Annotated in this window: 15 protein-coding genes; 13 read left to right on the top strand and 2 right to left on the bottom strand. The window is 63.8% G+C overall.

All coding sequences use genetic code 11. The annotated features are described in order from the left end of the window. The first annotated feature begins 147 nt into the window (after positions 1 to 147). The 7 genes from KSW38_RS23100 to KSW38_RS23130 all read left to right on the top strand — a co-directional run bounded on the left by KSW38_RS23100 (position 148) and on the right by KSW38_RS23130 (position 4,716). The gene (locus KSW38_RS23100; RefSeq protein ID WP_216927689.1) at positions 148 to 1,503 is read left to right on the top strand and encodes a ParB/RepB/Spo0J family partition protein; all 1,356 of its coding nucleotides are present in this window, start codon (positions 148 to 150) and stop codon (positions 1,501 to 1,503) included. 263 nt (positions 1,504 to 1,766) lie between these two features. After that, the gene (locus KSW38_RS23105) at positions 1,767 to 2,132 is read left to right on the top strand and encodes a hypothetical protein (protein ID WP_216927691.1); all 366 of its coding nucleotides are present in this window, start codon (positions 1,767 to 1,769) and stop codon (positions 2,130 to 2,132) included. Between the two features lie 496 nt (positions 2,133 to 2,628). Continuing rightward, positions 2,629 to 2,895, top strand: a complete 267-nt coding sequence (locus KSW38_RS23110; RefSeq protein ID WP_216927693.1) for a glutaredoxin family protein — start codon at positions 2,629 to 2,631, stop codon at positions 2,893 to 2,895. A 5-nt stretch (positions 2,896 to 2,900) separates the two neighbouring features. Further along, entirely contained in the window at positions 2,901 to 3,671 is a 771-nt protein-coding gene (gene ssb, locus KSW38_RS23115; protein ID WP_216927695.1) for a single-stranded DNA-binding protein, read from the top strand. Then, positions 3,658 to 3,927: a ParB family protein gene (locus KSW38_RS23120; RefSeq protein WP_308169473.1), complete on the top strand. Its 270-nt coding sequence runs from the start codon at positions 3,658 to 3,660 to the stop codon at positions 3,925 to 3,927. Before ssb ends, KSW38_RS23120 begins: the two co-directional genes overlap by 14 nt. Positions 3,928 to 3,964: 37 nt before the next feature. Further along, the gene (locus KSW38_RS23125) at positions 3,965 to 4,225 is read left to right on the top strand and encodes a chemotaxis protein (protein WP_216927697.1); all 261 of its coding nucleotides are present in this window, start codon (positions 3,965 to 3,967) and stop codon (positions 4,223 to 4,225) included. Continuing rightward, positions 4,222 to 4,716, top strand: coding sequence for a hypothetical protein (locus KSW38_RS23130; protein WP_308169474.1), 495 nt, complete (start codon positions 4,222 to 4,224; stop codon positions 4,714 to 4,716). The genes KSW38_RS23125 and KSW38_RS23130 overlap by 4 nt, the downstream gene beginning before the upstream one ends. On the opposite strand, the gene KSW38_RS23135 is transcribed toward KSW38_RS23130, so the two are convergent. Further along, positions 4,660 to 5,094, bottom strand: a complete 435-nt coding sequence (locus KSW38_RS23135; RefSeq protein ID WP_216927705.1) for a hypothetical protein — start codon at positions 5,092 to 5,094, stop codon at positions 4,660 to 4,662. The two genes, KSW38_RS23130 and KSW38_RS23135, sit on opposite strands and share 57 nt — an antisense overlap. A gap of 404 nt (positions 5,095 to 5,498) precedes the next feature. Between KSW38_RS23135 and mobF the strand changes: the two genes are divergently transcribed. The 6 genes from mobF (at position 5,499) to KSW38_RS23165 (ending at position 13,682) form a co-directional block, all read left to right on the top strand. Beyond that, the gene (gene mobF / locus KSW38_RS23140) at positions 5,499 to 9,911 is read left to right on the top strand and encodes a MobF family relaxase (protein ID WP_216927707.1); all 4,413 of its coding nucleotides are present in this window, start codon (positions 5,499 to 5,501) and stop codon (positions 9,909 to 9,911) included. 343 nt (positions 9,912 to 10,254) lie between these two features. Continuing rightward, positions 10,255 to 10,860 (top strand): DNA-binding protein, encoded by a 606-nt coding sequence (locus KSW38_RS23145; protein ID WP_216927716.1) that lies wholly within the window; start codon positions 10,255 to 10,257, stop codon positions 10,858 to 10,860. Between the two features lie 353 nt (positions 10,861 to 11,213). Next, the gene (locus KSW38_RS23150) at positions 11,214 to 11,903 is read left to right on the top strand and encodes a helix-turn-helix domain-containing protein (protein WP_216927724.1); all 690 of its coding nucleotides are present in this window, start codon (positions 11,214 to 11,216) and stop codon (positions 11,901 to 11,903) included. Continuing rightward, positions 11,896 to 12,711 carry a hypothetical protein gene (locus tag KSW38_RS23155; protein WP_216927726.1) on the top strand — a complete coding sequence of 272 codons (816 nt, stop codon included), beginning with the start codon at positions 11,896 to 11,898 and terminating at the stop codon, positions 12,709 to 12,711. Before KSW38_RS23150 ends, KSW38_RS23155 begins: the two co-directional genes overlap by 8 nt. A gap of 3 nt (positions 12,712 to 12,714) precedes the next feature. Then, positions 12,715 to 12,978, top strand: coding sequence for a hypothetical protein (locus tag KSW38_RS23160; protein ID WP_308169475.1), 264 nt, complete (start codon positions 12,715 to 12,717; stop codon positions 12,976 to 12,978). Positions 12,979 to 13,106: 128 nt separating this feature from the next. Then, positions 13,107 to 13,682, top strand: a complete 576-nt coding sequence (locus KSW38_RS23165; protein ID WP_216927728.1) for a hypothetical protein — start codon at positions 13,107 to 13,109, stop codon at positions 13,680 to 13,682. Positions 13,683 to 13,880: 198 nt separating this feature from the next. Here KSW38_RS23165 and KSW38_RS23170 read toward each other — a convergent pair whose 3' ends face one another. Further along, positions 13,881 to 14,489, bottom strand: a complete 609-nt coding sequence (locus KSW38_RS23170; protein ID WP_216927756.1) for a recombinase family protein — start codon at positions 14,487 to 14,489, stop codon at positions 13,881 to 13,883. Positions 14,490 to 14,717: the final 228 nt, after the last annotated feature.

Here is a 14,717-nt window from a genome sequence, read left to right on the forward strand (position 1 = left end):
GTCCCCTTGCCCGATGGGTAGACAGGGCTCCATCGGCCGCCGAGCAAGCAAGCTTGCCAGCAACCAAAAAACAACGGGGGAGGAACCCAAGCAGCTGGCCGGGTCACACCTCTCCCTCACCCAATCCTCTGCAAAGGACACACAACCATGAACGCAGCACCCACGCTCGAAATGCTCGACCCCACCACCCTGACGGTGGACATCAACGTCCGCAAAGACGCAGCCCTGACCCCGGACTTCATCGCCAGCATCAAAGAACACGGTGTCATGGAACCGGTCATCGCGCACCGGAAAGAGGACGGTACCGTGCACGTGCTGATGGGCCAGCGCCGTACCCTCGGAGCCATCGAAGCGCAGCAGCCCCTGATCCCGGTCATGATCATCAGCAGCCCGGAGGAAGCCGAGCGGATCGTCACGCAGGTCGTGGAGAACATCCAACGCGCCGAATTGACCGAAGCGGACGAAGCTGACGCTTACCACCAGCTTTCCCTGATCGGCGTCTCCGCCGCCGCAATCGCGAAGAAGACCGGTCGCACCAAAGCCACCGTCGAGGGAGCACTGAAAGCCAAAGCATCGGACGCCGGAACCGCGGCCCTCGGCAAGGGCCTCACCATCGAGGAAGCTCTCCTGATGGCCGAGTTCGAAGGGGACGAGGAAGCGACCCAAGAGCTCGAGTCCGTGATCCAGGACGAGCCGGACCAGTTGTTCCACGTCGCCCAGCAACTGCGGGACGACCGCGAACGAGCCGCCGCATTGGCGGCGTTCACCGCCGAGATCCAAGCGGGAGGGGTCACCCTCGTGGAGCAGCCCGCCTACGATGACTACGAAACAGCCCGTGTCAGCTACCTAAACCGACCCGATGGGGAACCGGCCACCGAGGACGACGCGAACGCCGTCTACATCACCCAGGACTACCGGGGCGAATGCACCACCGTCCCGGTGATCGTTGGATGGAAGAACGCCGGTTTCAAAGACCGGTACAGCTCCTCCTCGGCGAACAAACGACCGATGACCGAGGAACAGAAGGCCGAACGGAAAACCCTGATCGAGAACAACAAGAAGATGACTGCGGCGACGAGTGTGCGCCGTGAGTTCGTCAAGACCATGCTGGCAAAGAAGCAGCCGCCGAAGGGCTGGCAGTACTTCACCGTCCACGCTCTCACCCACCACCCCGAAACGGCCAGCGGCTACGACGGCGAGGTCGCCGCCGACATGGCCGGAGCCAAGGTCACCGGGGAAAAGAGCTGGGCATGGAACCCGCTGCGGGACCACGTCGCCAAAACCACGACCCGGCCCGAGGTATCCCTCATCGCGCTCGTCTGCGCCGGATATGAAAAGACGATCGCCAAGGACTCATGGCGGAACCCCTTCCAATCCCACCGGGACTACCTGAACCAACTAGTGCTGTGGGGATACACGCCCTCGGAGGTTGAGGCCTTGATCATCGACAGCGGGAACCCTGCCGACGAGACGAACGACGCCGAAGAACTCGACGCAGCGTAAACAAACTCCTTGCCGGGCGGAAACCACCGCCCGGCAAGGCCCCCGGCCACTCACCACGAGCAGGGCCGGGAACCTCCCACACGCCGGGCGGTCCGCCGCCCAGGGCGAACCACAGGAGCTACTCACCAGCGGCGGACCGCCAATCGGCGCCACCGCGTGCACCATCCCCTTGGTGCCGCGCCACCAGCCCGAGCGAGATACACCACGCAACTTTGTCCGAGTCCCCAGTTAGTCTGGGGAACGCATCCACGACAGGAGTATCCATGACCAAGCCACCCATCCCGGAGAACCCTTTCACGGGCTTCCTGAACGGCGTCGACGGTGCCCTTGACCTGTCACTGCCGGCCATGATCCTGATGAACGGCGTCATTGTCTTCACCTACCTCGTACTTGCCGTACTCATCCGCAGAAAACCCCTCGGTACGGTATGGAATCCTGCAGGTGTTGATCTCGCTTTCGCTACGGCGATCGCGGTCCCTCTCGCGGGCTTGATCGTGTTGGGAAGCAAGGGCCTTTTCGGAGGACTGATCGTTGGCGGCATCGCCTTCGTCATCGGCATCTTCTTCTGGGGTCGATCATACGGCCGCCGGACGCGCGATCCCCGTCCGGGCAACGCCGAGGTCCGGTAGACTGGACCACAGATTTCCTTTTGCAGAGGGAAAATATGAAGGGCCAGCACTTCCAAAGTGCCGGCCCTTCACCCTTTAAACCCCCACCATCAGCCGGAACATCCACACCCACCTGCCGCCAGCGCCGCACCAAGACGAAACACACGGCACTTTCCCCATGGGCCAACACAACCAGCCGCCGGCCCGCCACACGCTCGGGAACAGGCTTCTTCCAGCAGTGACCACACACTGGAACCTGGGCTAATCCCATACGGGCACAGGAACCACCGGGCCATGCAGGCTCTTCAAACAGCCGGGGGAGCACCGCCGGACTACTGCCAGCGATGACCAAACAAACCACCTGCTGTGCGTACTTTACGGGCAGTAAAGAAGCAGCCACAAACCCTTATTTCTAGGGGCAAAAGCACTGTTTATCTACCTGAATAAACGGTAGAATTGAGGTATCAAGTCGACCAGACGAACGAAACCAGAACTGATACGAAACGTAGGACTGACAATGACTTCTTCTTCAACCCCTGAATACACGGTCTACACCAAGCCTGGTTGCCCGAACTGCGACAAGACCATGGCGTACTTCGACCGCAAAGGCATCAACTACACCGCGGTGGACATCACCAAAGTGCCGGCAGCGTTGGAGTTCATCAGCGAAGACCTTGGTTACAGTGAGGCGCCCGTGGTGGTCAGTGCTGACGGGACCGATCACTGGTCCGGGATCCGTATGGACAAGCTCACCCAGGCGGCACTGCGCCGCAAGGCAGCGTGATCACCGTGACCAGCACAGAAGCCTTCAAGGCTTGGGAGGCTGAGGAACGGTTCCGGCTCAGTGGGCGCCGGCAAGACGACCTCGAGGAGTTCGGCCGGATCGCCAACCCCTCGGCCAGGATCAACGTACCCGTCACCGACCCCTACAACGATGCCGCCGCCGGTGAGGACTACGGCACCGCCCCGGCCGGTGATGCGCCGGTGATGCCGGGTCTTCCGGACTGGCCGGTGGGCACCGCCCTCGGATATCCCTTCACCGACACCCCCGCCACGCACGACCTTCCGGGCGAGGAAGGCAGCGGCGACGTCTACGCGGATGAAACCCAGGACGAGCCGGAGGCCGCGGCCGAGCCCACGGAAGCACCGGCATCAGGTGCTGGTACTCGGGCGGGGGAGTCGGTCACCGTGATCGGGAACCTCGTCGCTGACCCCCGGCTGAAAGAGTTGGGTTCGGGATCGGTGGTTGCGAACTTCACCATCGCTTCCACGCCCCGGGTCTTCGACGAGACCACCCAGCAGTGGAAGGACGGCAAGACGGTGTTCCTGCGGGCCAGTGCCTGGAACGACACCGGCCGCCACGCTTCCGCATCCCTGACCAAGGGTTCCAGGGTCATTGCTGTTGGCAGGATCAAGTCCCGCACCTTCGAGGGCAAGGACGGTCGCAGCAGGACAGTTGAGGAGCTGGTTGTGGAAGACGTTGCTGTGTCGCTGCGGTTCCAGACAGCAGCCATTGACCGGGGCCATCGTCGAGCAGGGGAGGACCGTGCAGCAGGCTAAACGGGATGACAATTCCATCAGCGCCAAGTTCACCCAGGACGACGCGGAACAGATCCGCGCCGTCGTGAGGCACGTTGGTGTGCTGGAGGGTTATGGTTCGGCGAATGACTTCGTCGAAGCCGCCGTGCAACGGGAACTGCGGCGTGCCCAGCGGAAGTACAACGGCGGCAAGCCGTGGGAGGGCGTGAAAGCCGGCGGCATCCGCCCAGGCAGGCGCACCAGGGCAGAAACCGCTGCGAGGGAGGACCGGCAATGACCACCACCTGCCATCAGTCCATCGTGAGGGGATCACCATGGCCGTCGTTCTGATCTTCCTCGCGACGTTCGCCGCTGTTGCCCTGGGCGGTTGGGTCATCTACGCGCTCACGCATCCAGTGGCCGCCAGCCAAGGCGTCCTGATCTTCCTCTGCAAGGGCGCCGGCGTCTTCGCTCTGATCACCGCTGTGGTGGCCTGGCTCGGCCAGAGCCTGCTCCAGGCAGCGCCGCCGGCACTGTTGATGGTCGCGTTCTTCGTCGCCGCGAACTGTTTGGAACGCCGCTGGCGTCGCTGGTGAACCAGGCACTGTCCGTGACGCGGGACGAGGCCCGGTTCTGGTCCAAGGTCATCAAAGGACCGCGGGAGAATGATTGCTGGCTGTGGACCGGCGCGGTCGGTGATGACGGCTATGGCCGGTTCTGGATCAAAACCCCGACAGGCCAACAAGCCGTCCGTCCCCAGCGCTTAGCGCACTTGCTGCTGACCGGTGAGCAGCTGCACCCGGACATTAAGCTCCTGCACTCCTGCGACATTCCACTGTGCGTCCGGGCCACCGGGGGAAGGGACAGTCACCTGTTCCCGGGAACGCAGGTCGAGAACTTGATGGACCGGTCACAAAAGAGACGCCACGCCAACGCCCATTCGTGGCGTTGGCGTGGCGTCGGCCGCGTGAACTTCACCGCCCGGTCGCGGCAACTCCGTGATGCGCTCAAAGCACACGGGTGGGAGGAATCAGTGATCCGACCCCTCATGTCCGGACACGACCCCGACGCTCCCACGCTCTTCTGAATCCTGCGCCTCGACAGTCCCAGTACCGGCGCCGGCCTTGGCCTTCTTTGGTGTGGCCACGTCGATGCTTCGGACGTAGGAAACGCTGACGTCCAGCAGCTCTGCAATGCCCTGCCTGGTCTCGCCGGTGGCGAGCATCTTCCGGACCGTCTCTTTCGCGTCGTCCATGGCTGCGGCCGCGTTCTTCTTCGCCGTGGCGATCAGCTCGGCCGCTTGACGTTCGGCTTCTTCAACACCGGCTTCGGCCATCATCGTGGCCGCGTGGTAGTCGGTCGCCAACGACTGCAGCGTCGCTTCCCGTTCGCGCCGTTTCGCGGCCAACTCTTCGGTCTTCCGGCGCGCCTGAACGATCATCGTGTTGCGTGTCTTGCCAGCCATCACGGCCCCCTTCGGTGTGGTCGGTCACTTGTGCCCGGTCCCCATTCTTGCAGAAGGCCCCGGGCCACCCGGAAACCTAACGGTTAGAACCCCACCCGTGTTCAATCCGGTGCGGCCGGCGGGGCGCTGCGGTCGGACGGCGGGCGCTGGCAGGGGTTACACACAGCGTGCCCAGGGCAGGCATCGAACCTCAGGCGCTGGCAGGGCTGTGCATAACCCCTGCCAGCGAGTATCAACAATCAAAGCTGCGCTTTTCATGTGGATACTCGCATCAAACCTGATGGACCCGAATCCGGCCCTTTTCGAACCGATACTCGCCAGCTCGCATCACGCTCAAAACGCCAAATTCAGTCACACCTCTTGCATTCCGAATAAACGAGGCCGATCCCGTTAGAATCGGGGTCATGATGTCGCTGCACGTTCTCAGTGCTGGCACCGGGTACCTGTACTACACGCAGGAGACGGCCAGCGGTGATGAACTGCGCTCAGGCGACCGCCAACTGGGCGACTACTACACCACCCAGGGACTCCCGCCGGGCCAGTGGCTGGGACGTGGAGCCGAAGCACTCGGCGTGTCCGGGAACGTCACGGAAGCCCAGATGGCCAACCTGTTCGGGCAGGGCCGGCACCCCGAATACGAAGCCATCCTCGCAGCCAAACTCGCCGACGGGTTGCCTGCTAAGAAGGCGGAGAAAGCCGCGCAGGCGGAGGCGAAACTGGGCCGCCGCTACTACGACTACAGCCCCAAAGACAACACCCTGGCGAAGGCCATCCGGGTCCGTGAGAGCGACTTCGAACGCATGCAGGGCCGCAAACCCACCGCCGCGGAAAGGCACCGCATCCGGGCCACCGCAGGGGCTGTGATGTTCCGTGAAGGACACGGACGCCCACCCGGGTCCAAGGAAGAACTGGGCAAGTACATCACCGCGCAGCTGCGTCCCCAACAGAACGCCGTGGCCGGATACGACCTGACCTTCACCCCCGTCAAAAGCATCTCTGTGTTGTGGGCCCTCGGGGACGCCGACACCCGCCGTCTGGTGGAAGAAGCCCACCAAGCAGCGTTGAAGCAGTCCGTGGAGTACCTGGAAACCCACGCCCTCGCGACCCGTCTGGGGACCAACGGCATCGCCCAGACCTCCATCAAAGGCGGTCTCACGGCCACGGCGTTCCGGCACCACGATTCCCGTCTCGGGGATCCGAACCTGCACACTCACCTCGTGGTCTCCAACAAGGTCCAGGACCTGCAGGGGAACTGGAAGAGCATCGACGGTAAGCTCCTGCACCGCTCAGCGGTGGCCGTCTCGGAGCACTACAACACCCAAATCCAGGCCTACCTCGAAGACCACGGTGTCCGGTTCGAAGCCCGCACCGTGAACGGGTCCAAGCAGCCCGTCATGGAAGTCGCCTCCATCCCCAGGGAACTGACAACACTGTTTTCCAAACGCAGCGCCGGCATCCGGTCGAGCCTGACCGAACTGCGCCAGGCCTACGAAGAGCAGCACGGCCACAGCCCCGACCAGGCCGCCCTGGTCAAACTCGCCCAGGCCGCGACACTGGACACCCGGCCCGACAAAGACAAACCCAAAACCCTCGCCGAACAAGGGAAAGCGTGGCGGCAGGAAGCCGCGGCCCTGTACACCGAGAAGGACCTCAAACGCATCACCGGTGCCCGGTCCCGGGCCCGCCGGCCCGCCGTGACGGGGATTGATATTGACGCGACCGCCCGTCAGATCGTCGCCGCCGTTTCGGACAAACGCTCCACCTGGACGGCGCAGAACGTCATGGCCGAAGCGAACCGGTGGGCCCGCGAACACGCCGTCGCCCACGGGCCGGTCCCGGCCGGAACCATCGAACACTTGGTCTCCCACAGCCTGGCCACCGTCTCGGTCCGGATCACCCCGGACCAGGTCCACGGCCGGTTCGAAGCCCTCATTCGGAACGCCGGAACGGCGGACTTCAACCACCGCACCGACACCCGGTACACGTCCACGAAGATCCTCGAAGACGAAAACCTGCTGCTGCGGGCAGGCACACGGGATGTCATCCCGGCAGCGTCCATGCAGGACTTCACCGCCGCCGTTCAGGCGTACAACCTGGCCGTGGCCACCGGGGAGAAGTCCCACCCGCTGGATCCCGGGCAGATCGAACTGGCCCGGCAATTCGCGACCTCATCAAAGCTGTTGGCCGTCGGGATCGGCGCCGCCGGTACCGGCAAATCTTCTTCCATGGGCTTGGTCCGGGCCGCTGTCACCCACGCCGGGGGCAGGGTCATCGGCCTCGCCCCATCGGCCGTGGCGGCAGCGAACCTGGGCGAGCAGCTGGGCATCACCGCCGCGACAACGGACAAGTTCCTGACCAGTTCCAGCAAGGCGTTCACCATCACCCCGGGCACCCTCGTGATCGTTGATGAGGCCGGGATGCAGGGCACCGGTAAACTCGCCGACGTCGTCCGGGCCGTGGAAGCCGGCGGGGGACTGGTCCGCCTCATCGGGGATGACAGGCAGCTCTCCGCCGTCCAGGCCGGCGGGGCGCTGCGGTTGCTGATCAACGAAGTCGGGGCGACGGAACTGGAGACCATCCACCGGTTCCACAGCCCCGAAGAAGCAGAAGCATCCCTGCTCCTGCGCACCCCCACCGTACACGAGACTGACCCGTTCGCCTGGTACAAGAACAACGGCCGGGTCCAGGCCGGAAGCATCGACACCGTCGAAGGGCTGGCGTTCGGTTTGTGGCAGGACCGGCTGAACCGGGGCGACGCCGCGGTGATGATGGCACCGACCAACGAAAGCTCCCAACGCCTCTCCGAACGCGCCCAGGCTTACCGGATCGAAACCGGCCAGGTCGCCGGCGCCGGGGCATCCGTGCAGCTGCGCGACGGCTCCCACGCCTGGGCCGGGGACCACGTCGTGACCCGCCTGAACGACACCGGCCTGAAGGTCAAAAGGGGCAGGGACATCGTCAAGAACGGTGACCTCTGGACCGTCGAAGAAGCCCACGAGGACGGGGCCCTGTCAGTGGCGCACCTCGAGCACGGAGGCACGATCCGGCTGCCCGCCGCGTACGTCGCCGGGCACGTGCACCTCGGCTACGCCCTGACCACCCACCGCGCCCAAGGCATGACCCGCGACGCCGGTATCCCCATCCTTGATGCCTCCACCACCCGCGAGAACGCCTACGTCGCCGCAACACGTGGCCGGGACGAGAACGTACTATTCGTCGCCGTCGAAGAAGGCCAGGACCGGGACAGTGTCCTGGCCGCCATCGCAGGAAACCACACCCAGGAAACCTCCGCTCACGAAGCCCTGGCCACCGAATACGAACGCATCAACTCGCCCCTGACCCTCGCCAACCAGTACCGCTACGTCAACGACGAAGCCAACACCCTGCGCATGGCCGCCTTGGCCCGCGAAATCCTGGGACCGGACGCTGAGAAGTTCATCACCGCCGAGTCCTGGGGAGCCGTGGCCACGCACCTGGCCAAAGCCGAACACGACGGGTGGGACACCGCCGGGCTGCTGCGCACCGCAGCCGGCCAACGCGAATTCCAGAGCGCCGATGACCTCTCCGCAGTCCTCGCCTGGCGCGTGGAAAAGATCATGGACAAGGCCCCCGAACTCATCGCCCAAGCAGGCGAACGCCCCCTCCAGTCACTCACCGATGCCCAGCTGGCCACCCTCCGGACCGACGCCGAGGCCGGCGCCCGGGCCGCCCGTGAAGCAGCCGCAGTCCACGGACCCAAACCAGCTGACCACTGGACCAACCGCCGTCACGGCAACCTCACCGACGCCGAACTGGAACGCCGGATCTTCACCACCCGCTTCACCGCACGGGAAACCTCATCCATCAACGACCCCGCGGCCGCCCGCCGCGCACACCAGCAGCTGCGCGCACTCCAGGAAGAACACCGGATCCGCACCCAGCAGCTCAAAGAATCCCAACGCACAACCGAAACCACCGAACGCGGCGCCCGCAGCGCCCACGGTCACAACCCCTCCGCCCGGGCAAGCACTCAGCGTGCCTGGGGCCACGAAACGATCGCCGCCCGCGCCCGCGCGGAGGAACGCCTCCGCACCCTCACACCACGCCCCAACGCGGCTGTGCAGGCACCGGACCGGCTGCCGGAATGGCTCGCCCCCGCCCGTGCCGCCACAAGCCCGTACCTGCCCCAGCCATGGAAGGAAGAACTCGCAGCCCGCCGTGAAGTCCTCGCCGCACGGTTCGACGAACGCGGCCACCTCCTGGCTGCTACACCACCGGAATGGGCACAGAAACTCGGCCCCGTCCCGGCACGCCCCGACGCCGCCCAACAATGGCGCGACACCGCGGCCAGCATCGAAATGTTCCGCGCCCGCTACAACGTTCCCGAAACAGAGGCCACACCAGTGCCAGAACAGTTCAGAAACGAAGAGATCGGCCAACAACTCCACGACCAGGCAGTGACCGTCTCCAAACGCTCACACGCCCTGCCCGAACACACCACCGAAGAAGACCGGACACGGGAAGCCCTGCACGCGGTCGAACGCACCAAAGACACCCACGCCCCCGAAGCCCCCGCGCAGCGTGCAACAGACGCAGACCGGCGGGTCAACGTTCAAGAACCAGCCGCCATCACGCCCGAGCAGACCGAGAAGCCACGGCTCCGCAGCCGGCTGGAGAAAATCACAGCCGAACGGAACGCCGCACGACTCGCTGGACAGCAACAGGCACAGCCACAAACCGAGGAAACGGCCGAACAGAAGGACGCCGCTAAGCTGCAGGCTGAACGCGCGGCGGCCCAAGCCCGCCAAAACCAGCAGGACCAGGGCCGCGAAATCTAGTCACCGGGCAACGACGGCGTACAGGGGCTGTGAGGACGCGCTGGGGTGGCCGCGTATCCTCACAGCCAACCTGCAGCTTTGAGTGGGCATAATGCGATAGAAGCTTCGGTCAACCGCTATTTGACCGGGGCTTCGCCAATTCCCGCATCGGAAAGCGGCCCCGGCAACGGGTTGCGCGCGCACGAGAGACAGCAAAGCTGCCCAACTGCCCAAAAATTACTGTTCCTCCCACTTCCATGCTCCAGGCGTAGTTGATGAAGATCCGCCTACACCATGAACAGCAGCCTCGAGAGTAGTAGTAGTAGTATCAAAACTATTCCTACTACCTTTGGGAGAAAAACCGATGGTTATGAACGTGAAGGACCGCGTATACGCGGCAGCGGAAGAGATCAGCGCGGAGCGTCGACCGACGGTCTCCACCGTCAGGGCCGCTGCCGGAGTATCCAACGCGGACGCGACCCGGTTCCTGAAGGAATGGAACGAGGAGAAACGCGTCGCCGGGGGGCAGGTCGCTGCCACGCCACCAGCCCTGCTCGAACAGGCCGCGCGGCTGGCCGGTGCCATATGGAGCGAAGCATCCGCCGCCGCAAACGAACGACACACTGCCGCCCAGACGACCTGGGCTCAGGAACGGTCGGAGAAGGAACAGGAGATCGCCGAACTCGTCGCCGACCTGGACCTTGCAGCGGCAGAGAAGGAAGCCGCCGCAACTGCCCACAGCGATGCTCTGGCGCGGGTACAAGCGCAACGGGACGCACTTGAACGCCAACTCGCCGCCGTGACCCGCCAGCTCGAGGAATCTCGCGAGAGCGAACGAGCCGCCGCGATGAACGCCGGAGAGGCAACTCGGAAACTAGCCACCGCCGAGGCGCGAGCAGAAACCCTTGAGCAAGTCCACACGGCCCTGCTCGCACGCGTCACTCCCGAAACACCGAACGACGTCTCCTGAGCCCTGGTCCTGTGAGCCGGCGGCGGCCTCAATAGATTCCCCGGTAAGAACACGGTTATGGGAGGTGGCACGAGCGGAGTGGTCTTGGATTCCGATGCGGAAGGCTTTCAGACACCCGATTGAGCGAGGTGTACAAGGGGGCGGTATCAAAGCGGATGAAAACTCCTCGACCGCCGGCCACCGACACAACTCAGCTAGTCTGCGTTGGCCCGGCTTCGACACCGTCTCAGTGAACTACGAGCTGCCCGGCCGGGAGGCCTGACCGCATTGCCCCACACTTTGCACTATTCCCCACGGTTGTGGGGAATAGTGTCTACGTTGACACTTATCCCCACGAACGTATGGTTTAGTGTATGAACACGTTGAACGGCCTCACCGTAACGGAGGCGGCGGAGAGGCTCGGTATCACCCGTGCATCGGTTCATGACCTGCTCCGCTCCGGCCAGCTCACCACCAGCGGTCGGACGGCCCATTCCCTCATAATCGACCGCAGCTCCGTCGAACGATTGGCCGCCACCGGCACGCGGCGCGGCCGTGCCTGGACCGCTCGGATCGCCTGGGCCGCACTGGCCATACTGTCCGGCCAGAACCCCACCTGGGTCTCTGCCTCAGAGAAGTCGCGGTTAAAGAAGCGGCTCAAAACTTTGGACGCCAACGCCGTTTCCGTTCTGGCGAGGAACAAGGATTGCACCTTCCGCTACCGGGCCACGCCCGATGCGCTGCTCGCCCTCAGCGACTACCTGATCGCTAGCGGAGCGACGGCCATGCGGGATGAAACCACGGCAGAGACGTTCGGCATGACCGGCGGCAGCGGCATCGCCGAAGGCTACGTCATGGCCGGCGACGCCCGGGCCCTTGCCAACTCCTTCGGGCTGGTCGAGGATCCCGAGGGCAACGCCGTCATCCACGAGGTCGAGCTGGAGGAACCCTTCGCCGGAGGACGCGCACCCGTTGCCGCCGTCGCGGTGGACCTCATGGGTTCACTTGCCACCCGTGAACGAAGCGCCGGCCGGCGCGTGATCGAGGAGCTGCTCCATGTCTGAACCCGTGCTGGCCGACGTGGCCGAGGACGACGGTCGCGAGGTCTGGGACGTCCCAGTTCCGCCGGGCGGCTGGGGCACGCCCTGGCCGCAGTGCGTCGAACTGGCCAGGGCACTGCCGTCGACTCAGTGGACGCTGGTGGGCGGACTCATGGTCCAGCTGCACTCTGCGGCCGCCGGGCTGGCCGTATCCCGTCCGACCGCTGATGTGGACATCGTGCTGCATATCGAAACCGGGGCAGCGACGACGACGTCGGTCATGGCTGTCCTCGCCAAGCTCGGCTACACCCTGCAAAAGTCCATCGACCACGAGGCGCCCGCCCACCGCTTTGTCCGCGACAAGCAACAGATCGACGTTATGATCGCCGACCACATGCCCGACAACAAGGTGCCGACCATTGGTGGCCGCAAGCCGTTCCAGGTATCCGGCGGCACTCAAGCACTGAAACGGACAGTCAACTGTCGGCTTAAGGTCGATGACGGCGAGCCAGTCCTTATCAGCATCCCCAACGCCCTGGGTGCACTCGTACTCAAAGGCGCGGCCTACAAGGAGGACTCCCGAGACAGGGACCGCCACTTGGATGACGCCGTCGTGCTGTGCGCCACGATCAAAAAGCCACTGGAGACAGCGAAAGAGATGGGCGGCAGCGACCGGTCCCGCATCATCACACTGCACACAGCCCTGGGGACTTCGGACCACCGCTCTTGGCAACTGCTCGAAGCGGGGGACCGGACACAGGCAATGGACGCCCTGCGCATCCTAGCCAGCAACCTCCAGTTGCCCCCTGTGAACCGGCTCAAGAAGGACTGACCCGTGGACTTGGGTCCTCGGGACGTTCAGGCTCGAGCAGGTCACCTCCCAACTGAGCACCACAACGAAACCATCGGCATCCTCATTTGCGGCACCAAGAACGACCGCAGCGTCCGGTACAGCCTCGGCCGTTCCACCTCACCCATGGCCGTCGCTGCTTGCACCTACGACAAGCTCCCCGCCGACGAGAAACTCGCCCTGCCCAACGAAGGACACCTCGTCGCTGCCCTCGAATGGGCCGAACCGCAGGCAAAACAGCCGGACTAGGAATAACCCGGGGATACTGTCTCTGGTCAGGAACCACAACCTGTCGCTCTCGGCCCAGACTCCACCAGTAACGCCGGTCGCTGTAAGGGTTACCGGGATACCGGAACGTGCAACGGTACTCTGGGGAGATGGCCGACGGGGAAGCTACTGCGCAGACAACCCAGCCGAAGAGCACGACCAAACCGATGAACAAAGGCGCCTGGAAGCGAAAAAGCTTCGCCAAGCGGCAGCTGGACGCCCGCGCGTGGCTTGAACGTCTCGTCCCACCCGAACGGATTACCGACGCCCGGGTGAACCAGCTGGCGGACTTCGTCGACAGGTACCGGCCCGGGTCCAAGTTCCAGATCATCGCCGACGCGATGGTCAAGAACAACGAAGTCCCCACGATGAAGAACGTTGCCGCCCGTTACGAATCCCGTAAAAACGCCTACCTGCGCCGCAACGCACCCACCGCACCCGTAGACCTCGCCCCGGCCATCGTCGACCAGCTCACCATCTTGATCCGCACCTCCTGGGAACGTCGAGGCCACGGACCCGCCTGGACAGAGATCCGCACCGTCATGGGATGGGACCGCGGCCAAACCAAGCAAGCCCTCACCCAACTCCGCACCGACGGCCTCGTCTCCTTCAACAACGACAGCGGTTCCCTCACCCTCACCGGCAAAGCCGCACACCAAGGCGCAACAGCCAAAAAATCGGCCTGACACCGTCACCTGTCGGGCTCAGAACCAGAAAGAAGCAATTGGACGACTAAGTCTTACCGCTGTTCCGAGACGGCCGCCGAAGCCAATTCCCAAGGCCACCCACCGAGTGAGCGACCACCCACCCTGTGAGTCTTGTGAGTCTCGAAAAAATCAGTTCACTGTTTACCAACGCCGGTAGGCGATTTCTGCCTGTCGGCTTCAAGTTGATTGCGTTTTGGGTAACGTAAGGACACTCTTCTGTTCCTGGGCTTGAGCGAGACGAAGGTACTGGTAGACGGTCTCCCGGCTGATTCCATATTCCTTGGCAAGGACCGATTTCGGCACCCCAAGGGCAGCCCGGCCAACAAGTTCTGCCGCCTTATCCACAGTCAGTGACTTCTTACGTCCACGGTACGACCCGCGCTGTTTGGCCAAAGCGATGCCTTCGAGCTGACGTTCCCTGATCAGCGACCGCTCAAACTCAGCGAAGGCACCCATCACAGAAAGCATGAGGTTGGCCATCGGGGAGTCCTCACCGGTGAAAACCAATCCCTCTTTGACGAACTCGACTCGAACGCCTTTTCGCGTTAGCGTCTGAACGAGGGATCGAAGGTCGTCCAGGTTCCTGGCCAGCCTGTCCATGCTGTGCACGACGACGATGTCGCCGTCGCGGGCGAAGCGGAGCAACTCGGTCAGCTCGGGCCGGTTCGCGTCCCTCCCTGAGGCCTTATCCGTGAAGACACGGTCAAGAATTTCACCCTCGAGCTGACGCCGTTCGTTCTGGTCGAGAGTGCTGACCCGCACATACCCGATTCTCTGACCACCCATAAGCGCCTCCAACCTCGGCATGTCAGGTTGAACTCTAAGAATCCCACCAGAGTGTGTCCAAGAAAAGGCCATCGGGCTCTAACCTGACGTGATTTCAGCCAGTGTCTGACGTCAGGTTGGGGTGTAGTTCATCCGGCAACGGCGAGATGCAGAGTATTGATTGGCTAGAGAACTTTGCGAACCACCGTTTCGAATTCTGTGATGTTGTCCTCTGCCAGCGAGGAAGCG

Origin of the sequence: Paenarthrobacter aromaticivorans (assembly GCF_019038615.1) — a bacterium.
Taxonomy (GTDB): Bacteria; Actinomycetota; Actinomycetes; order Actinomycetales; family Micrococcaceae; genus Arthrobacter; species Arthrobacter aromaticivorans.

Bases quoted from the DNA above. Each gene is read 5' to 3' on its own strand.
- KSW38_RS23135 (WP_216927705.1), bottom strand. From the start codon at position 5,094: ATGGCTGGCAAGACACGCAACACGATGATCGTTCAGGCGCGCCGGAAG.
- KSW38_RS23150 (WP_216927724.1), top strand. From the start codon at position 11,214: ATGAACACGTTGAACGGCCTCACCGTAACGGAGGCGGCGGAGAGGCTC.
- KSW38_RS23125 (WP_216927697.1), top strand. From the start codon at position 3,965: ATGGCCGTCGTTCTGATCTTCCTCGCGACGTTCGCCGCTGTTGCCCTG.
- mobF (WP_216927707.1), top strand. From the start codon at position 5,499: ATGATGTCGCTGCACGTTCTCAGTGCTGGCACCGGGTACCTGTACTAC.
- KSW38_RS23155 (WP_216927726.1), top strand. From the start codon at position 11,896: ATGTCTGAACCCGTGCTGGCCGACGTGGCCGAGGACGACGGTCGCGAG.
- KSW38_RS23145 (WP_216927716.1), top strand. From the start codon at position 10,255: ATGGTTATGAACGTGAAGGACCGCGTATACGCGGCAGCGGAAGAGATC.
- KSW38_RS23105 (WP_216927691.1), top strand. From the start codon at position 1,767: ATGACCAAGCCACCCATCCCGGAGAACCCTTTCACGGGCTTCCTGAAC.
- KSW38_RS23110 (WP_216927693.1), top strand. From the start codon at position 2,629: ATGACTTCTTCTTCAACCCCTGAATACACGGTCTACACCAAGCCTGGT.
- KSW38_RS23165 (WP_216927728.1), top strand. From the start codon at position 13,107: ATGGCCGACGGGGAAGCTACTGCGCAGACAACCCAGCCGAAGAGCACG.
- KSW38_RS23170 (WP_216927756.1), bottom strand. From the start codon at position 14,489: ATGGGTGGTCAGAGAATCGGGTATGTGCGGGTCAGCACTCTCGACCAG.
- KSW38_RS23100 (WP_216927689.1), top strand. From the start codon at position 148: ATGAACGCAGCACCCACGCTCGAAATGCTCGACCCCACCACCCTGACG.